The 17,761-nt window shown below is 62.8% G+C and carries 21 protein-coding genes; 10 read left to right on the top strand and 11 right to left on the bottom strand.

What is annotated here, in order from left to right:
• Positions 1-148 precede the first annotated feature (148 nt).
• Positions 149-469, top strand: coding sequence for a cytochrome c (locus NR187_RS34105; protein WP_256809407.1), 321 nt, complete (start codon positions 149-151; stop codon positions 467-469).
• A gap of 163 nt (positions 470-632) precedes the next feature.
• On the opposite strand, the gene NR187_RS34100 is transcribed toward NR187_RS34105, so the two are convergent.
• From NR187_RS34100 to NR187_RS34090, 3 genes are all read right to left on the bottom strand, one after another.
• Positions 633-974: a phasin gene (locus NR187_RS34100; protein ID WP_094972645.1), complete on the bottom strand. Its 342-nt coding sequence runs from the start codon at positions 972-974 to the stop codon at positions 633-635.
• 143 nt (positions 975-1,117) lie between these two features.
• Complete coding sequence (locus NR187_RS34095) at positions 1,118-1,303, bottom strand: hypothetical protein (RefSeq protein WP_211384863.1); 186 nt, start codon at positions 1,301-1,303, stop codon at positions 1,118-1,120.
• 392 nt (positions 1,304-1,695) lie between these two features.
• A complete protein-coding gene (locus tag NR187_RS34090) occupies positions 1,696-2,160 on the bottom strand; it encodes a hypothetical protein (RefSeq protein ID WP_256809406.1) in 465 nt (154 codons plus the stop codon).
• 195 nt (positions 2,161-2,355) lie between these two features.
• Here NR187_RS34090 and NR187_RS34085 point away from each other — a divergent pair, with 195 nt between their 5' ends.
• Positions 2,356-2,712, top strand: a complete 357-nt coding sequence (locus NR187_RS34085) for a hypothetical protein (protein WP_211384861.1) — start codon at positions 2,356-2,358, stop codon at positions 2,710-2,712.
• Positions 2,713-2,758: 46 nt separating this feature from the next.
• On the opposite strand, the gene NR187_RS34080 is transcribed toward NR187_RS34085, so the two are convergent.
• Together NR187_RS34080 and NR187_RS34075 are read right to left on the bottom strand one after the other, a co-directional pair.
• Positions 2,759-3,334 carry a hypothetical protein gene (locus NR187_RS34080; protein WP_211384860.1) on the bottom strand — a complete coding sequence of 192 codons (576 nt, stop codon included), beginning with the start codon at positions 3,332-3,334 and terminating at the stop codon, positions 2,759-2,761.
• A gap of 46 nt (positions 3,335-3,380) precedes the next feature.
• Positions 3,381-3,911 (bottom strand): GcrA family cell cycle regulator, encoded by a 531-nt coding sequence (locus tag NR187_RS34075; protein WP_256809401.1) that lies wholly within the window; start codon positions 3,909-3,911, stop codon positions 3,381-3,383.
• Between the two features lie 167 nt (positions 3,912-4,078).
• Here NR187_RS34075 and NR187_RS34070 point away from each other — a divergent pair, with 167 nt between their 5' ends.
• Positions 4,079-4,687: a S24 family peptidase gene (locus tag NR187_RS34070; RefSeq protein WP_211384858.1), complete on the top strand. Its 609-nt coding sequence runs from the start codon at positions 4,079-4,081 to the stop codon at positions 4,685-4,687.
• Positions 4,688-4,794: 107 nt separating this feature from the next.
• Positions 4,795-5,070 carry a hypothetical protein gene (locus tag NR187_RS34065; protein ID WP_211384857.1) on the top strand — a complete coding sequence of 92 codons (276 nt, stop codon included), beginning with the start codon at positions 4,795-4,797 and terminating at the stop codon, positions 5,068-5,070.
• A gap of 40 nt (positions 5,071-5,110) precedes the next feature.
• On the opposite strand, the gene NR187_RS34060 is transcribed toward NR187_RS34065, so the two are convergent.
• Positions 5,111-6,085 carry a quinone oxidoreductase gene (locus NR187_RS34060; protein ID WP_256809399.1) on the bottom strand — a complete coding sequence of 325 codons (975 nt, stop codon included), beginning with the start codon at positions 6,083-6,085 and terminating at the stop codon, positions 5,111-5,113.
• A 203-nt stretch (positions 6,086-6,288) separates the two neighbouring features.
• On the opposite strand from NR187_RS34060, the gene NR187_RS34055 reads away from it, so the two are divergent.
• The 3 genes from NR187_RS34055 (at position 6,289) to NR187_RS34045 (ending at position 8,966) form a co-directional block, all read left to right on the top strand.
• Positions 6,289-6,489: a hypothetical protein gene (locus NR187_RS34055; RefSeq protein WP_211384855.1), complete on the top strand. Its 201-nt coding sequence runs from the start codon at positions 6,289-6,291 to the stop codon at positions 6,487-6,489.
• A gap of 147 nt (positions 6,490-6,636) precedes the next feature.
• Positions 6,637-7,584 carry a MoxR family ATPase gene (locus NR187_RS34050; protein WP_211384854.1) on the top strand — a complete coding sequence of 316 codons (948 nt, stop codon included), beginning with the start codon at positions 6,637-6,639 and terminating at the stop codon, positions 7,582-7,584.
• 5 nt (positions 7,585-7,589) lie between these two features.
• Positions 7,590-8,966 (top strand): VWA domain-containing protein, encoded by a 1,377-nt coding sequence (locus tag NR187_RS34045; protein WP_256809398.1) that lies wholly within the window; start codon positions 7,590-7,592, stop codon positions 8,964-8,966.
• A 21-nt stretch (positions 8,967-8,987) separates the two neighbouring features.
• On the opposite strand, the gene NR187_RS34040 is transcribed toward NR187_RS34045, so the two are convergent.
• Positions 8,988-9,170 carry a hypothetical protein gene (locus NR187_RS34040; RefSeq protein ID WP_256809397.1) on the bottom strand — a complete coding sequence of 61 codons (183 nt, stop codon included), beginning with the start codon at positions 9,168-9,170 and terminating at the stop codon, positions 8,988-8,990.
• Positions 9,171-9,521: 351 nt separating this feature from the next.
• Here NR187_RS34040 and NR187_RS34035 point away from each other — a divergent pair, with 351 nt between their 5' ends.
• Positions 9,522-9,743: a hypothetical protein gene (locus NR187_RS34035; RefSeq protein ID WP_211384851.1), complete on the top strand. Its 222-nt coding sequence runs from the start codon at positions 9,522-9,524 to the stop codon at positions 9,741-9,743.
• Between the two features lie 21 nt (positions 9,744-9,764).
• Here NR187_RS34035 and NR187_RS34030 read toward each other — a convergent pair whose 3' ends face one another.
• The 3 genes from NR187_RS34030 to NR187_RS34020 are packed head-to-tail and all read right to left on the bottom strand — an operon-like array spanning position 9,765 to position 13,711.
• Positions 9,765-11,156, bottom strand: a complete 1,392-nt coding sequence (locus NR187_RS34030; protein WP_211384850.1) for an NCS2 family permease — start codon at positions 11,154-11,156, stop codon at positions 9,765-9,767.
• Positions 11,157-11,169: 13 nt separating this feature from the next.
• Positions 11,170-13,047, bottom strand: coding sequence for an adenine deaminase (locus NR187_RS34025; RefSeq protein ID WP_256809396.1), 1,878 nt, complete (start codon positions 13,045-13,047; stop codon positions 11,170-11,172).
• Position 13,048: 1 nt separating this feature from the next.
• Positions 13,049-13,711 (bottom strand): TetR/AcrR family transcriptional regulator, encoded by a 663-nt coding sequence (locus NR187_RS34020; protein WP_256809392.1) that lies wholly within the window; start codon positions 13,709-13,711, stop codon positions 13,049-13,051.
• Between the two features lie 225 nt (positions 13,712-13,936).
• On the opposite strand from NR187_RS34020, the gene NR187_RS34015 reads away from it, so the two are divergent.
• Positions 13,937-14,950 (top strand): formamidase, encoded by a 1,014-nt coding sequence (locus NR187_RS34015; RefSeq protein ID WP_256809391.1) that lies wholly within the window; start codon positions 13,937-13,939, stop codon positions 14,948-14,950.
• 84 nt (positions 14,951-15,034) lie between these two features.
• Complete coding sequence (locus tag NR187_RS34010; RefSeq protein WP_256809390.1) at positions 15,035-16,354, top strand: dicarboxylate/amino acid:cation symporter; 1,320 nt, start codon at positions 15,035-15,037, stop codon at positions 16,352-16,354.
• Between the two features lie 11 nt (positions 16,355-16,365).
• Here NR187_RS34010 and NR187_RS34005 read toward each other — a convergent pair whose 3' ends face one another.
• Positions 16,366-17,739 carry a hypothetical protein gene (locus tag NR187_RS34005; protein ID WP_256809389.1) on the bottom strand — a complete coding sequence of 458 codons (1,374 nt, stop codon included), beginning with the start codon at positions 17,737-17,739 and terminating at the stop codon, positions 16,366-16,368.
• Between the last annotated feature and the right edge of the window lie 22 nt (positions 17,740-17,761).

The following is a 17,761-nucleotide window of genomic DNA, read 5'->3' as shown; positions in this document are numbered from 1 at the left end:
ACAAGGACACCTGGATTCGCGCGGCATCTCTATCGTTCGGTCCGCAGGCTGCTGCGGTCGATCGTCGCCCGCATCGATCTCTCCCAGTTTCCGGGATCGTGCTGCGGATGAGCACAGTGGCCGCAAGCGAACGCATGAAGGTTGCCCGATGCACCAGCATTTGAGACGAATCTGCCTGTTGCTTGCCGTGGCCGCGGGCTTCAGCACGTCGACCGCTCTAGCCGCCGATGCCGGTCACGGTGCCGACCTGGCCAAGCGCTGGTGCGCAAGTTGCCATGTCGTGGCGGAGGGCCAGGCCCAGGCAAGCGCAGACGTCCCCTCCTTCGCGTCCGTTGCGCGCCGGCCGGACTTCAGTCCGGAGAAGCTCGCCTTCTTCCTGCTCGACCCACATCCGAAGATGCCGAGCTTTCCCTTGAGCAGGACCGAAGCCGGCGACATCGCGGCCTATATCGGATCGCTGCGTCCGTAGAGCGCCAGCCAAGCGCGACACCTGTCACAAAATGCAAATCCCTGCCGGAGGACCGGCAGGGATTAGCAGATAAGGATGATGGACGGCGCATGAGCTCGAGTCGGCGGCCCATCATGGAGTTGCGCCAGCATCGAGCTGCGGATTCCATGCCGCCCAGGATCAATCAGGACTTGCCCTTGCCAGGTTGCATGAGGCTGCCGGTCATCTGGCGCATGTGGTCTCCGGCGCTGGTGAACTGGCTGCGCAGGAAATCGGATTGGATTCGCATCGCTTCCTGCAGGTCGGTGGCATGAACGAGCTTGCGTGCATGCTCAAACGCCGACTTCATGTTCTGCTCGGTGAAAACGAGGGCCTGCTTCGACACTTCCGTCCCCGCGCCCGGAACGGACGACATCGATTTGGTGGCGGCTTCGAAAAACATGCCGAACGCCTTTTCGGCCTGGTCAATCGTCTTCTCGGCCAGGTCGCGCAGTTCGGCCGGAACTTCGAGCTTCGGTTCGATCATGATCGCACTCCTCCCTTTTTCTTAACTGAATACCACACTTGCCGGATTGCCTACCAGCGGCCAGCCGGGGGCAAACGTCGCCCTGCGGCCCGCTTCAGCGAGGAAAACGCGGGACAAGGCGTGAGGCCGGCGCGTGGCCTGGCTCAGGACAGGGGGTGCTCGGGGAGGGATTCGTCGGTGGCAAGGTCTTCAACGAGCTTGATGACCTCAAAACGCTGCCGGGGTGCGAGCTTCAAAAACGCGCGGAGCAGGCGCAGGCTTTCGACGGTGCTGCCCGCAGGCGCGCCGAGCTTGAGGTGCAGCTCAGCCGCGAAATTGAGGTTTTTCATCTCGCACCTATGACAAGCATCGGCCTTCGTGATCCGACGTCGAGGGTCCCACTCGATAACCGAACGCCATAACCGGATGGCATGGCGACGGCGAACTCTCGGCCGGGAAACCCGGCGGGTTAGCACGCTGAACGACAATATCCCGAACCGACGGGCTCGACCGAACAGGTTGCAATTATGCCAAGCAACAACCCTTCCGGCAAGTCCAACGGTCGGCATAGCGATGCTTTGTCTGCATCGCAGCACGGCAATTCCGGATAACAGGAATATGAAGCGCCGTCACCCACCTGCGTCAAGAAGCGTCATTCATACCGCACACGAACCCGCCTGCAGTCAAATCGGCGGTGCATTTCGCTCTGTTTCGGATGTGAATGGACATTGGCGAGTGCGAATTAGTGCTTCTTCAGCGTATACACGTAATTGTTGAGTCCGATCTCTGCGGTTGTATCGTCGACGAAATGAATGTCGATCTCACACCCGGTCTCCAGCGTCCGGATCCGCGCAGCGGTGAAGCCGAGCGAGGTGGCAAGCGCCTTGGGATCGACCTTCCTGTCGGCGCGCCGCATCTCGTCGAATGCCCCCTGGAAGACCATGTCGGGGCCGTAATACGTGACCTTGTATTGCGGATTTTCACAGGCAAAGGAACGGGGTCCTGATATCTCTCTCGCCTTGAAGACAACCGCTTTTCCGATCAGCCGCGCCTGCTCGGTGCCATCAGGCTTGTGTTGAGGATCGGCCCATGGCGCGACCACGGCGGCCGTGAATGTCCAGCTGCCGATGTAGAACGGATCGGCTGCCGCCGCAGAGCCTGCCGCACCAAGAGATGTGAGAAGGCAGACCATGCCGGTGAATTTCATCTGCTCCGTCGCCTTGCGCCGTTGGAATTGGACGCAACTCTTCGCATCGGGGTTCATCGGTCGCCGAATATGTTTCCGCCCGTGAACCGTTGTTGCAGAGAGCACGACAGAGCGGTTGCGGAACAGTCACTCAAATCAAGCGCGCCATGGCCGATGGACGAATCCATTCGGGCGCCGCCACCAAAGGACGACGGCATGCTTTCTCGCTGCGATCTCATCAAGGGCGCCGCAGTCGCGCTTCTCACCCTTTCGATACCAGGCACATGGGCGCAGGAGACCAAGATGAACCTGTTCAAGATCGTCACCATCAAGGACGAAATCGTCGTCGGATTGTCGGCGGAGGAGCTTCACGCGCTCGGCGGCATTGATGCTAGCGCGGTTGCACACGCTCTGGCGCAGAAGGGCGATCTCACCGTCTGGCAATACAACGTGCATCGCGGTCCGAACGGGGAATTGCAGCAGGCGCCGACTGCCAGGATCGGGCTTTTGGCGAACGCCTCGCTGCGCGTCGAGCCTTATACCACGCCCTACCAGATCCTGCCGCATCCCTGAGCAGCAGGTTGGCACGCCGGCGGTCGCCATGGCAGGCGTGCCGTTGTCATCTGCGCTGCCCTGCACGCTGTTTCCCCGCATCCGTCGCAAAGCCATAGATCAGTGCCAGCCGATCCAGGCATTCACGAAAACGCCTCGCAAAATAGTCGTTCCAGCGCTGCGTCCGGACGGCGCGACGCTGCCCGATCTGGTCCATGGTCAGGCCGAGCACCAGCACGTCATGCACCAGCGCAGCGCCGTCGGTGCCGAGTTCACGCTCGATCCGGTTGAGCCGGAGCACCGCCTGGCGCTGGCTTTCGGTGACAGGCTCGCGCGTGCGCGCGCCATCGACATATTCTCGGGTCGGGTCCATCGCCTGAGGGCCTCGCTCCGCCATCTCCCAATCGCTCTGGAAGGCACGTCCACTGCGGTATTGTGCCTCATCGATCTGATGGTGCGCGTGCAACCGGCCGAGCGGATCGCCGCGGATCGACCGCACGGCCACAATCTTCTCTCCGGGGTCGAGCGCCAGCGGATTGTCGATCTCGACCTCGGCCACTTCGGCATTGAACGGCACCTCGCGCGAGCGGCGGTCGTGGATATTCGCCAATTTGTAGGACTTGTTGCGTCGGACGCGAGCCACTTGGATACTCCTTGTGAAATTGACGATCGAGCGGGTGACTACGAGGTCAGGCAGCGGAGACCAGCCTCAGCATCACGGGACCGGCGATGCGGGCGGCCTCGGCTCCAGAACGGCACGTCAGGCGCGCATGCGGCGTGCAATAGCTCGAGCCCGGCTGGCGCGGGTGCCCGCAGAAGGCAATCTCCTCCCCCTCCCTGTCGCCGCCATAGGGATAGCGGCAATCGCCGCGCGCGAGTTCGACCAACGGGATCAGGCGCGGCTGGACCCCGACGCAGCGCAACTTGGCCCGCGCAGGCTTCATTGCGGATTTCGGCGGTAAGTTGAGGTTCGGCAACGCCGGACGGGGCGGCGCGATAGGGCGGGCTCCTGACGGCAAAGATGGCACGATCGATGGACCCCTCATCCGCGTCGGTGCGGCGAGCCCAAGCCGCTTGGCGCGGCCAGCCACCGCGTTGCGCGTGTAAGCCGTTCCAAACCTTGCATTAATCTGCCTTCCGATCTCCGCATAAGACATGCCCTTGAGAAAATAGTCGCGAAGCGCGTCGGAGTGCTCCGACGGCCAATGGCCCGGTTCCATGCTGCTGTCCTGTGATGCGCCTCCTCCGATCGCACGATCGCGAGGCGAAACGCACATTCCGGTATTCCGAAACCGAAGTCAAGCAATAATTCTGATATTCATAATTGCATCAATTCCGAATTTCGGATTACAAGAGGGTGAGACGGCGCGCAATCAAGGGAATCAGCATGTTGGACGTTGCAATGATCGAGCGGGGCCTGGAAAAGACAGGCAAGAGCAAGGGCGGCTTGGCGGCGGCCATGGGCGTGCGACCCGGCGCGGTTTCGGAGATCCTCGGCGGCGAACGCCTGGTAAAGGCGTCGGAAATCATTCCGATCATGGAATACCTCGAGCTCAACCTCGCGCCGATCATGGGCCGCGTCGGCGCCGGCGCTGTGATCGAGCCGGACTACGAACAGGTTCCCCCGGAAGGCCTCGGCGATATCGCGCTGCCCTTCCCGATCATGGAAGAGACCGTCGCATTCGAGATCGTGGGCGATTCGATGCTGCCAAAATACGAGAGCGGCGACGTGATCGTGGTCTACAAGGATCAGCGCCATCCGCTGTCGAGTTTCTACGGCGAAGAGGCTGTGGTCCGGCTCAAGACCGGCGAGCGCTACCTGAAGACCATCGAGCGGGGCAAAACCCCTTCCGTCGTCAATCTCAACAGCTTCAACGCTAAGCCGATCGTCGGCGTGAAACTCGAGTGGGTGGGAGAAATCTGCCTGTCGATGCCCAAGGGCCAGCTCGAGCGGCTGCGCGCCAAGTCTGCGCGCCCCCGCAAAAAGGGCAAGTAGGAGGCCAGTCAAGATTTCCGATTTTCGAAAATCACCCTTGACTTAATTCCGTTTTTCGGAAATACTCCTGCCGCGCTCCCGGTCACGGGGCGCGGCAGGATTGTTTCATGCAGTATTTCGTCGTGATGATCGACTATGGGCGACGCGGCCGCGAGGCGGTGGTCGATCCCGAGATCACAAGGCGCGAGGTCATCTCCCGCGTCACTTCGGGTGAATATCAGAACATCTCGTTCATCCACGAAATCGTGGAGAACTCGGTCGAGGACGTCACCGAGGCGATAATGAACGAGGCCGCCCTCCCCCAGATTCCTCCTGAAGATGTCGACCTTCAGGCGATCCGCCTCGATCACGCCCGCGACCTGCGCAAGCACGAACGGACGTGACGCAGGCCCGGGCGGCCTGCGTCAGCGCCCGTTCGGCAGATCACACGGTGAGAACGGTCGATCCCGTGGTCTTGCGCGCGGCAAGATCCGCATGCGCCTTGGCGGCATCCTTCAGCGGATAGGTCTGGTGCACCTCGATCTTGACCGCGCCGGACTTCACGACGTCGAACAGTTCGTTAGCCATCGCGACCAGGTTCTCGCGCTTGGCGGCGTAGGTGAATAGCGTCGGCCGGGTGACGTAGAGCGAGCCTTTCTGGGCGAGCAAACCGAGATTGAGCGGCTCGACGGCACCGGAGGACGCCCCGAACAACGCCGCGACGCCGAGCGGCGCGAGACAGTCCAGCGACTTCAGGAACGTATCCTTGCCAACGGAGTCATAAACAACCGGCACTTTCTTGCCCCCGGTGATCTCGTCGACGCGCTTCACGAAATCCTCGCGCGTGTAGATGATGACATGATCGCAACCATGCGCCTTGGCGAGCTTTGCCTTCTCGTCATTGCTGACGGTGCCGATCACGGTCGCGCCGAGATGCTTGGCCCACTGGCTCAGGATCAGTCCGACGCCGCCGGCGGCGGCATGCAGCAGGATGGTGTCGCCGGCCTTCACGCGATAGGTCTGCCGGATCAGATATTGGGTCGTGAGCCCTTTCAGCATCATCGCCGCTGCGGTCTTGTCGTCGACGCCATCCGGCAGCTTCAATAGCCGGTCGGCGGGAATCAGCCGCGCCTCGGAATAGGCGCCGAGCGGCGAGGCGCCATACGCGACGCGATCACCGGGCTTCAGGTCGGTGACACCGGGCCCGACTTCCTCCACGGTTCCGGCCGCTTCGCTGCCAAGACCGCTCGGCAATTCCACTGGATACACACCCGAGCGATTGTAGATGTCGACGAAGTTGAGACCGACAGCTGTGTGGCGAATTCGCGCCTCGCCCGGCCCAGGCTTGCCAACACTGACCTCCTCCCAGACCAGGACTTCCGGACCGCCGGTATTGCGAAAGCGAATGGCATGCGTCATGGGTTGCTCCCTTGGAAAGCGGATCACCCTGTGAAATAGGCATTTGGTCCGCCCCTTACAGTACAGCGACGTAACAAGAATGTCACAGCGAACGACAAACGCCCATCGTTCCGCCTCTGTTCGAAAGAGTTGATCTCAGGCTTGGGCCGACCGGCAGTAGCCTTTGTGCGGGGTTTGGTGGTCGCCTGCGAAGGAGAGCCGAGATGCCAGCTTATGTACAGCATCATCAGGATATCGAGATCGCGCCTGTGATTTGCCCGTCCTGCATGGGATTCCTGCCGATGTATGTGCGGGAGGTCGAACCGCATTGGAGCCTTGCCAAGATCGACTTCGTCTATGAATGCGCCGATTGCGGCGCCGAGGTCAGACAGACCATCCGCAAGCCGGAACTGCTGCGGCACTGATCGCGCGGCCGGTCGGTCGCCCCCGAATTTGCGTTGAGCGGAAAAAGCGCCGTCCGTGCGGGTCTGATGTCTCCCAAACGAGGCTTGTTCTTTGCCGGGAACGCAGGCAGAACAAGCCCCAAGCAAGACCTTTGGGAGCGCTCTTTCGTGGCTGAACAGAAGCCCTCGATCGCGATCGAGGCAGTCGAGAGCGGCCTCGCCGCGCAAGGCTATATCGCGAGCCGGCAGATCGCTACGGCCGTCTATTTGTCGCAACAGATCGAGAAGCCGATTCTGGTCGAGGGCCCCGCGGGCGTCGGCAAGACCGAGCTCGCCAAGGCGATCGCCGCCTGGCGCGGCATGAAAATGATCCGCCTGCAATGCTATGAGGGCCTCGACGAGGCCAAGGCGCTCTACGAGTGGAAGTACGCAAAACAGCTTCTCTACACGCAGATCCTCAAGGACAAGCTTGGCGAAGTTCTCGGCGGCGCGCAGACGCTGCACGCCGCACTGGCGCAGCTCCACGATTTCGGCGACGTGTTCTTCTCCAAGGAGTTCGTCGAACCACGACCGCTGCTCCAGGCCCTGGAACAGCCGGGCGGCTGCGTGCTCCTGATCGACGAGATCGACAAGTCGGATGCGGAATTCGAATCCCTCCTGCTGGAAATCCTCTCCGACTTCCAGGTCACGATCCCCGAGCTCGGCACCGTCTCGGCGATCACGCCGCCGACGGTGATCCTCACCTCCAACAGCGAACGGGATCTCGGCGACGCCCTGAAGCGGCGCTGCCTGCATCTGCATATCGGCTTCCCCGAGCAGCGGCTCGAAGAGCGCATCGTCGAGAGCCGCGTGCCCGGCATCTCGCAGACGCTAAGGCGGCAGATGGTCGGCTTCATCCACGAGATCCGCTCGCTCGACCTCAAGAAGCTGCCCTCGGTCAGTGAGACCATCGACTGGGCGCGCGTGCTGGTGCTGCTCCAGGCTTCCGAGCTCGACACGGACATCGTCAAGGACACGCTCAACGTGCTCCTGAAATACGAGGCCGACATAGAGGCGGCCCAGCCTCAGATTACGACCTTCATTGCCAAGGCAGCACGATCCAACGTCTTCGGTTGACGCCGATGCGCGAAAACATCCATCGTTTCTTCCGCGCGGCGCGGGGCGCCGGCGTCCATGTCTCGCCCGCCGAAAGCATCGATGCGATGCGCGCGGTTGCGCAGGTCGGCATGTCCGACCGCGCCATCCTGCGCGACACCCTTCTGTTGACCCTCGCCAAGTCGCAGGACGAGAAGCTCGCGCTCGGGGATTGTTTCGATCTGTTCTTCAGCCAGCCGGAGCCGCGGCAGGATCAGCCCGAGGCCGACAGCAACGCCGCCTCGCAGGATGCGGATCAGTCGCCCTCGTCCAGCTCGGCCAGCGAAGCGGGCGAAGGACAGCCTCCCGAAGGCTTGGGCCCGCTTGCCCGGATGCTGCTGTCGCAAGATCGCAATGCGGTCGCCGCCGCCATCGCCAGCGCTTCCGGGGCAGCCTCCCTGTCCGACATCCGCTACTCCACGCAGCGCGGCATCTTCTCCAGCCGCATCCTCGACGCCATGGGCCTCCAGCGCCTGCGCGACGATCTCGACGAGCTGACCGCGTCCAACCCGGCACTGGCCGAGCGGCTTCGGGCCGCGCTCGATGCCTTGCGGGAAGCCGTGCGCGATACCGTTGCGCAGGGGCTTGCACTCTATGCCCGCGAGGAGGCTGAAAACCTCCGCAACGAGATCCTGCGCAATGCACCGCTGGCCCGCATCGAGCGGCGCCAGATCGCCGAGATGCGTGCCCTGATCCGCCAGATCGCGCGGCGCCTGCGCGAGCGCTATTCGAAACCGCGCAAGCGTCAGCGCCGCGGCCATCTCGACGTTCGCCGCACACTGCGCCGCAACGCGGCCTGGGGCGGTGTGCCGTTCCTCACCGCCTGGAAGCGCAAGCACCGCGACCGGCCGAAGATCGTCGCGCTGTGCGACGTCTCCGGCTCGGTCGCGCAGGTCTCGGATTTCTTCCTGCTCCTGATCCACTCGCTGCACGAGGCGGTCGACGACGTCCACTCCTTCGCTTTCTCCTCGCATCTGATCGAGGTCAGCGAGATCCTGGAGAAGAAGTCGCCGGAAGAGGCGATGGCCGAGATCATGTCCAAGGTCGGCTTCGGATCGTCCGACTACGGATCCTCGCTGGTCGATTTCGAGAAGGACTTCATGAGCACGCTCACGCCGCAGACCACGGTGATCGTGCTCGGCGATGCCCGCAGCAACAATCTGGACCCGCGCGCCGACATCCTGCGCCGCGTCTCCGAACGCTCGAAGCGCCTGGTCTGGCTCAATCCCGAGGGGCGGCTCGCCTGGGGCTTTGGCGATTCGGAAATGCCGCGCTACGCGACCTTTTGCAGCATCGTCCGCCAATGCGCCACCGCGCAGCAGCTCGAGCGCGCGGTGTCCGATATCGTGGCGACCTATCAGTAAGTCTTCACGTCACTGCCGACGTCAGTTTCGCGCAAGCTCCGTCCGAGCCACATTGCACTCTCGGAAGTGATAGGCGATCTCGTCAAGCGCGCGCTGCTCCCATTCCTGGGCTTGCGCGAGCCAGAAGATCCGGCGCTCAGAATCGAGCGCGGCGCGCTCCCGGCACAGGGATTCCTGACTGCGAATTTCCACCAGCCTGTTCATGCACTCCACTCCTGCTGTGTGAAGCCATTCCCCGCGAATCAGCGTAACAGAGTCCCGCAACCTTCGTCTCATGGTTTCTGTGCGTATTGCGACGCGGAATGGGACAGCAGCGCTTCCCGTGCAGCGCGGTAGCTCGCGGCGCAATATCAAGTCTTCATCATCAATGTGTGATCGCGGCGCGGGACGAAATTCGCGCCCGACCGATCTTAACTGTTGTGGCGCAATGAAGTGCGGCAATTCGTGAAGAGGCGTTCTAGACAGATCACCGAATTCCCGACTCATTGTCGTCGCACGGTCTTCACGCAGCGCCGCTAACAGGGGCGCACGAACGGTACTATCGCTTGAGGCAACATGAGCAACGACGTCGACTTCGATCTTTCGCCGGAGCAATGGGAAGCCTTGCGCGCACTTCGCAAGCCGGCGTCAAGCAGTCGCCTCTCGAAGGCCTATCTCATCGAGAGCCTCGTCAAGCTTGGTCTTGTCGTCGTCAGCGACGGCGTACCTGCAATGACGCCGAATGGCCGCAAGGTGCTGGTACGCGGATCGTGTCGCCTACTGGATCTCGCGGCATAGGCTTCCGCGACGTCGATGCATCTAGAATATCTGCGCGATCACGATCGCGTAGGCAACGAACACCACACCAAGGCCCCAGACCATCGCGGGAATCTGCGATCTCCGGCCCATCGTGACCTCCAGCGCGATATGGCTCAACGTGCCCAGGGCCATGCCGTTGATCAGATTGTTGGTCAGTACGGTAACGAGCAACGTCAGCACGATCGGCACCGCATTGACGAGATCGGTCATGTCGATGCGGGCGAGCCCCTGCATCATCAAGACGCCGACGAGCACGAGTGCCGGCGCGGTGGCTTGCGGCGGGATGATGACGAAGACCGGCCAGAAGAACAGCGCGAAGCAGAAGAACGCTGCGACCGTCAGCGAGGTCAGGCCGGTGCGACCGCCGGCCTGCACGCCGGTGATGGATTCGATATAGGCCGTGACGACAGAGGTACCGAGCAGCGGCCCCACGATTGACGCCGTCGCATCCGTCGCAAATGCGGCGGTGGCGTTCGGGATCGAACCATCGGGCCGGCGCAGATTGGCGGCGCCCGTCACGCCGATCAGTGTGCCGAGGGTCGAGAAGAATTCGGCGCAAAGGAAGTAGAACAGGAGCGGCAACGCCACGATGAAATGGCTGAAGAGATAGCCGAAATCGAGCGCCATGAAGGTGCTCGTAGGCCAGCGCGGCCACGACATGATGGCCGAGGGCACTGACGTGACCATCTTGCCGTTCGCGCCGGGAACGAAAAGGCCGATCAGCGTCAGCACCGCAATCGACAGGATCAGCGCGGCTGGTACCCGGCGCACCACCAGTACCGGTGTGAGCAAGAGACCGAACAGGGTCAACAGCACCGATGGGCTGCGCAGCGATCCCATCGCAATATAGGTCGAGGGATTCTGCACCACGAAACCGGCGCCGCGAAGCGCGATGAAAACAATGAGCGTGCCAACGGCCGCCTGGATGCCGATCTTCAACGCCTCTGGAACATCCCTGGCAACGCGCTCGCGCAGCTTCGACAGGCTGAGGATCAGGAACAGGACGCCGGTGAAAGCAACCATGGCAAGTGCGCCTTGCCATGGCATGCCCATCTGCTTGACGATCACATAGGTGAAGATGACGTTCGAGCCCATGGCCGGGGCAACGGCGAGCGGCAGATTGGCCCAAAGTCCCATCATCGCCGAACCGAAGATGGCGGCAAGTGCGGTGGCGCTGACGAGATCGGCTCGATCCATTCCGGCGTTGGACATGATCGCAGGGTTCACCGCGATGATATAGGCCATCGCGGCGAACGTGGTCGCGCCCGCCATCACTTCCCGGCCAACGCTGGTGTCGCGCTCGGTAAGGCGGAAGATGCGGTCGAGCGAACCACGGGCCGGGTTCGACGTCGGCTCCGCGGAAGCCGGTTGCGGTTGCGTCATCTCGTTCATCGCAGTCGCTCCTCTACCAGACCACCGGGTGCGCTTCGCCGGTCTGCACGTTGATAAATCCGAGCGGCGCCTGCTCGCAGGGCGCGACCAGAACCCAGCTCCAGGGCGCGCAGGTCAGCGTCGCGAACATCAGGCGCTCGGGAAATCCGGGATACCAGCGCGGACGGAAGGTCGGCTCGTACATCCAGTCCACCTTGCGGCCCTCCGCGTAGAGTGCCTGCATCTCCGCATCGAGCGCCTGCGCCGAGCGACAGCTCATCAATCCGCCGACCTCGAACCGCACGGTGGCGACGAGCTCGCCTTCGCGCACCAGCGCCCATCCGCCTTGACGTTCGACCAGCGCGTTCACGGCCTTGGCCATCGCAGCGTCGGACGAGCCGACCACCCAGATGTTGTGCTTGTCGTGCGCGACCGAGCAGGCAACCGCGGTATCCGGCGTGCGCGGTCCGCAGCCGCGCCAGAACATTTTTGCAACCCGGCCGTCGCCGGAGAAGCGATCGACGATCGCAAACTTGGTGATGGCCTCGCTCTCATCGCGCTGCACGGCGCCGTCACGCACCGGCAAATCGAGGGTGTAGAACTCCGGATGCCAGTGGAACGGGCGGATCACGGCGGCTTTCATCGTGGCGCGGCCGGGTTCAGCCGGCAGCTCGAAGTCCTTCGGCTCAATCGTACGCTTGATATTCACCGTCCTGGTCGCCCAATCGGGCCAGGAGATTTCGGGGACCCTGCCCAGATAGCGCTTGCCTTCGGACACCTGCGCGCCGTCGGCCCAGACCTCGGTGATGGTCAGCTTGGCGACATCCGATAGCAGCACAACATCGCCAAATCGCCCCGGCGCGAGACTGCCGACGAACGGCGTGATGCGCATGTGACGCGCGGGATTGATGGTAAGACACTGGATCGCGACTTCCGGCGCGAGACCGGCCTCGATCGCCACCCGCGCGTTGTGATCGCTGGCGCCGAGCTCGAGCGTATGGCTGGCGCTGCGGTCGTCGGTGGTGAAGGCGATCTGCGACCAGTCCTGCAGACCCTTGGCGAGCAGCCAGGCGACGATCTCGGACATGGCGTAGACGCGCAACTCGATGAAGAGGCCGCGGGTGAGCTTGTCCCAGGTCTCCTCCGGCGTCTGCACTTCATGATCGGAGGCGAGGCCGGCCGCGGCGAAGGCGTTGATGGATGGCAGGTCCCGCAGACCGGAGGCGTGGCCTTCGACGACGCCGCGGGCCGCGAACGTGGCCTCGATCATGCCCCATAACCGTTTGTAGGACGGGTTTTCCGGATTCCAGACCGCGGGCCAGTCCATCACCTCGTCAAGTCCGGTGACCATCAGGCTCTCCGCCATGAAGCGCGCCTGCTCGTCGTGGCCATACCAGCCGCCGCCCCACTCATACGCCGTGGGCGGCACCGCCGATCCCGGTTGCGGAAAGATCTTCAGCGGCGATCCGCGACGACGTGCCTCGAACCAGAATTCGAGATTACGTGCGCCGTTGACATTGGAGAATTCATGGCTCGCCTCGCACGTCCAGGTGTTGCCATGGGGCAGCACCAGCGCCGCTTCCCATTCCGGCGTCAGATGCGAGCTTTCGATATGCTTATGGACTTCGCCGAAGCCGGGAACTGCTGCGAGGTCGGGACGATGCACGCGCTCCCGGACCTCGCCCGGATAACTGCCGGCCGGCCCGACCCATGCGATCCGTCGGCCCTTGAACACGATTTCCTGATCATCGCTCCAGGTGCGGCTGTGCACGTCGAGCAGCCGGCCGACCCGCAAGGAGCGATCTGCCGGACGGCGGCCGAGCGCCGTCAGCACCAGATCCTGGCGGATGCGAATCTCATCAGGCGCGTTGATCAGGAGGTCGTCGGGTATCGCATTCATGGCTCGCCTCATTCTACGCCGGCACCTTCGACGTTGCGGTTCGCTTGCGGGGCGATTTGCCGGCCTTGCCGCTCCGTGCCGCAGCGGCATCGCGCTGACGGACATCGTTCAACAGGGTCCTGAGCGCCCACTCGATCGCATCGGCGATCTCCGCGCTGGACATGCCAAAGTCCTCGCGCATCGCATTCCAGGCCAGCACGTTGTTGAGATAGGACGCGAGCGCCTCCGCCTTGCGGACCTCCTTCGCGGGGAGATGTCGCACCAGGGGCGCCATCGCCCTGCGATGCTGATCGATCAGGTGCCGCCGGAATCCGGCGCGCACGCGGCGGCCCGCCCGCGTCACCGCAATGGCGCGCGCCAGATGCGGATGACGATCGAACCGCTTGCAAAGCTTCCGGAAAATATCAGGCAGCTCGTCGGGCGAAGTGAAGGGAATGTAGCTGAAGACGTTGTCCTCGATCCATTCGCCGGCCGCTGCAAACAGCTCCGCGCGGGTCTTGAAGTGCCGATAGATGGTTCGCTCGGCCACCTTCGCGCGCTTGGCCACCGCGGCCATGGAGATGTCGTCAGCCGCCTCATCCTCCAGCGTCTCGACAAAAGCCGCAACGATGCGCTGCCGCGTCATCTCGGCATACTCGTCACGAAGGCTGGCGATGTGTCGCTTTGCTGTACTCATGTCATAAGTCTGACATTGAGCGGATTGGAGGGTCAAGCCGAGACTTGAGGCACGCCCCGCCGCAACAATGGGGCGTCAGCCGCCTGAGGGGAGCGCCCACGCGCCCTCGCGCGACCGACTTTCGCACGTCGCCTGAAAAATAGACTTTTGCGCCTCACCAAAATCGGATTTGCTCTGCCGAGAACTGCGCGCAGAGGCGCCGCGCGGACGGCAAGGGAGCTAAATATGAACGGGCTTGGCGGGCTGAACAAATCTCCCAACGGCGTCGTCATCGGGCTGGTGCAGTTGCAGTTGCCGAATGTCGTGACCCGCGCCGACCTGGCGAAGCAGACCGAGCGCATCGTCTGGATGGTCGGCAAGGCCCGCCGCAATCTCTCCACCATGGATCTGGTGGTCTTCCCCGAATATTCGCTGCACGGGCTCTCGATGGACATCAATCCCGAGATCATGTGCCGGCTCGACGGACCTGAGGTCGCGGCTTTCAAGAAGGCCTGCATCGACAACCGGATCTGGGGCTGCTTCTCCATCATGGAGTTCAACCCGCACGGCAACCCCTACAATTCCGGCCTGATCATCGATGACCACGGCGAGATCAAGCTCTATTATCGCAAGCTCCATCCCTGGATTCCAGTCGAGCCGTGGGAGCCCGGCGACGTCGGCATTCCCGTGATCGAGGGCCCCAACGGCGCAAAGATCGCACTGATCATTTGCCATGACGGCATGTTCCCGGAGATGGCGCGCGAATGCGCCTACAAGGGCGCGGAGATCATGATCCGCACCGCCGGCTATACCGCACCGATCCGCGAAGCCTGGCGCTTCACCAACCAGGCCAATTCTTTCCAGAACCTGATGGTCACAGCGAATGTCTGCATGTGTGGCTCCGACGGCTCGTTCGATTCCATGGGTGAAGGCATGATCGTGAATTTCGACGGCAGCGTGCTGGCGCATGGCACCACCGGGCGCGCCGACGAGATCATCACCGCCGAGATACGTCCCGATCTGGTGCGCGAGGCCCGCATCAATTGGGGCGTCGAGAACAACATCTACCAGCTCTGGCACCGCGGCTACGTCGCGGTGAAGGGCGGCGCGATGGACTGTCCCTACACCTTCATGCAGGACATGGTCGCGGGCACCTATCGCCTGCCCTGGGAGGATCAGGTCAAGGTCACCGACGGCAGCTCCTGCGGCTTCGCAGCGCCGACTCGGATGTTCGGCAAGGCCGCGAAGGCGGCCGAATAGGCATTTCCAGCCAAGACCGCGACAATCTGGCACGGTAGTTGCTCCTTTTGACGATCGAGACGTCGTCAAAACGGGGGAATCACCATGTCGACCATTGCTGCGGTCCCGACCGCCGAGCGCAAGCCGCTCTACACCTCGCTGTTCGTCCAGGTCCTCGCGGCGCTGGCGGTCGGCATCATCCTCGGCGTGGCCGCGCCGGAATTCGCCATCTCGCTCAAGATCCTCAGCGACGCTTTCCTCAAGCTGATCTCGATGATCGTGGCGCCGATCGTTTTCTGCGTCGTCGTGCACGGCATTGCCGGCGCCGGCGACCTCAAGAAAGTCGGCCGGGTCGGCGTCAAGGCACTGGTCTATTTCGAGGTGATGACCACTGTCGCCCTCGTGGTCGGGCTCATCCTGGCCTATCTGTTCGGCCCGGGCCATGGCATGAACATCGATCCCTCGACGCTGGATGCCAAGGCGCTCAACGCCTACGCCGACAACGCCCACAAGCTTCAGGGCGGCGGTATCGGCTCCTTCCTGCTCAACGTGATTCCGACCACCTCCTTCGACGCGTTGTCGCGCAACGACGTGCTCCAGGTACTGTTTTTCGCGGTGCTTTTCGGCGTCGGCCTGGCACTGGTCGGCGGCGAGAAAGGCAAACTCGTCACCTCGATGATCGACGCCGCCTCCACCGTGCTATTCCGCGTCATGGGGCTTATCGTCCGCGTTGCTCCACTTGGCGTGCTCGGCGCGGTCGCCTACACCGTCGGCAAATACGGCGTCGGTTCACTCAGGCAGCTCGTCTCCCTGGTGGCACTGTTCTACGTGTCGGTCGGCATCTTCGTGCTGGGCGTACTCGGCGGCGTGATGGCACTCGCCGGAAGCAACATCCTTAAATTCCTCGCTTACCTGCGCGAGGAACTGACCATCGTGCTCGCGACCGCCTCGTCCGATGCGGTGCTGCCGCAAATCATGAAGAAGCTGGAGCGGATGGGCGTGAAAGATTCCGTCGTCGGACTCGTGATCCCGACCGGCTATTCGTTCAACCTCGATGCCTTCTCGATCTACCTCACGCTCGCCGTCGTCTTCATCGCGCAGGCGACCAATACGCCGCTGTCCTTCGGCGATCTCCTGCTGGTGCTCGGCGTCTCACTGATCACGTCGAAAGGTGCTCATGGCGTGCCGGGCTCGGCGATCGTGATCCTGGCCGCAACACTCAACGCGGTGCCGAGCATCCCTGCCATCGGCCTCGTGCTGGTGTTGTCGGTGGACTGGTTCATCGGCATGGCCCGCGCGGTCGGCAACCTCATCGGCAATTGCGTGGCGACGGTCGTCGTCGCGGCCTGGGAAGGTGACCTCGACCGCGCCAAGGCGGCCAAGGTTCTCGACGGCGGCGAGTTGGTGGACGTGACGGCGGGATAGCGCCCGACGGATCAATCATTCCAATGGAGGAGCGGCGTTCCATATGCCCTCCTCCAGACGGACAGGAATCGCGGAAACCAGGAGTGAGCAACCGCGCCCTTGTAGGCCCAGGTGCGATATTTGAGACCCTGTTCCGAGATCAGCTCCTGATAACCGCCGTGGACCTCGGTTGCAGTCCGAATGTCCCTCAATATTCCCTGGGCGCAGGCACGGTAAGTGTCGCGACCTGAAAATTCGTCGTAGTCGAGCATGCGATCGGCAAATTCGACGTTGAACGTCGGCCAGGAGGAACGTCCCTGGTAGGCGGGAGCCGCGATCTTGTGGATCATCTTGTTCCGCGGATTATCCGCGGACACCAGGAAGTGGAACGTGCTGGGGATGCGAAAGCGCGGCTCCGCAATGATCAGATCCGCCGTGGCCGCGAACAACGCGCGCTCGCTCGCATCGTTCATATCCCAGAAGCCGCGATGCACACTGACGAAATCCAGGGCCACTGAAGAGACCGGCGAGCTTGCCGGGCCGTCAAGGGAATGCCTGATATAACCGCTCTTGCCGAAAAGCTGGAGCAGGTCCCTCTTGTACTGCGCGAGGTCGCGCCCGAGCAGCCGCTTCAACTCGTTCTCGTCGATGACTCCGAGCTGTACGCCCCACATGAATGTCGTGTAGACGCAGGCATTAGTGACAAACCGCCGGCGCTCCGCGCGGGTGTCGGTTGCCGCAGAGCGCGGGGCGCGTGCATCGCACAGCAAATACCGGATGCCGTCATGATCGAACGGCTCCAATTCGCTTGCGAGTTGGAGGATCGCGCGCTTCAGATCGCCGCCGTATTCGGCCAGCAGCAGGCGGCCGGCATGCGCACATTGCGACATCGCCAGATAGGGTGACGCCCTCCCCTCTGCGCTCATCATCTGCTGCAGGCCGGCAAGAACGCCGAGCAGCGTATCCGAGGGGCGCGAGAAATAGTTCACGCCGAGATACCGGGCGCGCCCCGCCGGGACGATGGTCGTCGTGACCACGTCGGCGCGAACCGCCTCCAGCAGCAGGCGGACGCTCTTGTCGAGCAGCCGAACCCGACGGACCGCGTCCTGCGAATCCATGATGGTTTCGGGGTCGAGAACATCAGGATAGAACCAGGCGAAGTCGCGTGGGTAGCAAGCGGAAGCGTGCGGCGCGCCGGTGACGAGAAACGACTCGGACACCGAAAAGGCGCTGTCCATCGAATGCCGGTAAAGGTCCTCGATGGCCGTGAACGAATGATGCGACCTCCTCAGGAATCGATCGCCCAGAAAATTCACCGCCTGAAGGGCGTTGGCGACGAAGGTCGCCGCCAGCCCCCGATAGAACCGGTTTTCGCGATGCGATGGAAAAGTGATGTCGCTGTTCATATGCGTCAATCGGCTGGTGTCT

Source organism: Bradyrhizobium sp. Bra64 (assembly GCF_024519875.1).
Lineage (GTDB): Bacteria > Pseudomonadota > Alphaproteobacteria > Rhizobiales > Xanthobacteraceae > Bradyrhizobium > Bradyrhizobium japonicum_G.
This window is presented reverse-complemented; position numbering and strand designations above follow the sequence as displayed.

Coding starts and splice junctions, on each gene's coding strand:
- NR187_RS34085 (WP_211384861.1), top strand. CDS start 2,356: ATGCTTTCTCGCTGCGATCTCATCAAGGGCGCCGCAGTCGCGCTTCTC.
- NR187_RS34045 (WP_256809398.1), top strand. CDS start 7,590: ATGCGCGAAAACATCCATCGTTTCTTCCGCGCGGCGCGGGGCGCCGGC.
- NR187_RS34090 (WP_256809406.1), bottom strand. CDS start 2,160: ATGAAATTCACCGGCATGGTCTGCCTTCTCACATCTCTTGGTGCGGCA.
- NR187_RS34055 (WP_211384855.1), top strand. CDS start 6,289: ATGCCAGCTTATGTACAGCATCATCAGGATATCGAGATCGCGCCTGTG.
- NR187_RS34025 (WP_256809396.1), bottom strand. CDS start 13,047: ATGAGGCGAGCCATGAATGCGATACCCGACGACCTCCTGATCAACGCG.
- NR187_RS34005 (WP_256809389.1), bottom strand. CDS start 17,739: ATGAACAGCGACATCACTTTTCCATCGCATCGCGAAAACCGGTTCTAT.
- NR187_RS34060 (WP_256809399.1), bottom strand. CDS start 6,085: ATGACGCATGCCATTCGCTTTCGCAATACCGGCGGTCCGGAAGTCCTG.
- NR187_RS34040 (WP_256809397.1), bottom strand. CDS start 9,170: ATGAACAGGCTGGTGGAAATTCGCAGTCAGGAATCCCTGTGCCGGGAG.
- NR187_RS34100 (WP_094972645.1), bottom strand. CDS start 974: ATGATCGAACCGAAGCTCGAAGTTCCGGCCGAACTGCGCGACCTGGCC.
- NR187_RS34070 (WP_211384858.1), top strand. CDS start 4,079: ATGTTGGACGTTGCAATGATCGAGCGGGGCCTGGAAAAGACAGGCAAG.
- NR187_RS34020 (WP_256809392.1), bottom strand. CDS start 13,711: ATGAGTACAGCAAAGCGACACATCGCCAGCCTTCGTGACGAGTATGCC.
- NR187_RS34095 (WP_211384863.1), bottom strand. CDS start 1,303: ATGAAAAACCTCAATTTCGCGGCTGAGCTGCACCTCAAGCTCGGCGCG.
- NR187_RS34065 (WP_211384857.1), top strand. CDS start 4,795: ATGCAGTATTTCGTCGTGATGATCGACTATGGGCGACGCGGCCGCGAG.
- NR187_RS34035 (WP_211384851.1), top strand. CDS start 9,522: ATGAGCAACGACGTCGACTTCGATCTTTCGCCGGAGCAATGGGAAGCC.
- NR187_RS34015 (WP_256809391.1), top strand. CDS start 13,937: ATGAACGGGCTTGGCGGGCTGAACAAATCTCCCAACGGCGTCGTCATC.
- NR187_RS34010 (WP_256809390.1), top strand. CDS start 15,035: ATGTCGACCATTGCTGCGGTCCCGACCGCCGAGCGCAAGCCGCTCTAC.
- NR187_RS34075 (WP_256809401.1), bottom strand. CDS start 3,911: ATGGAACCGGGCCATTGGCCGTCGGAGCACTCCGACGCGCTTCGCGAC.
- NR187_RS34105 (WP_256809407.1), top strand. CDS start 149: ATGCACCAGCATTTGAGACGAATCTGCCTGTTGCTTGCCGTGGCCGCG.
- NR187_RS34030 (WP_211384850.1), bottom strand. CDS start 11,156: ATGAACGAGATGACGCAACCGCAACCGGCTTCCGCGGAGCCGACGTCG.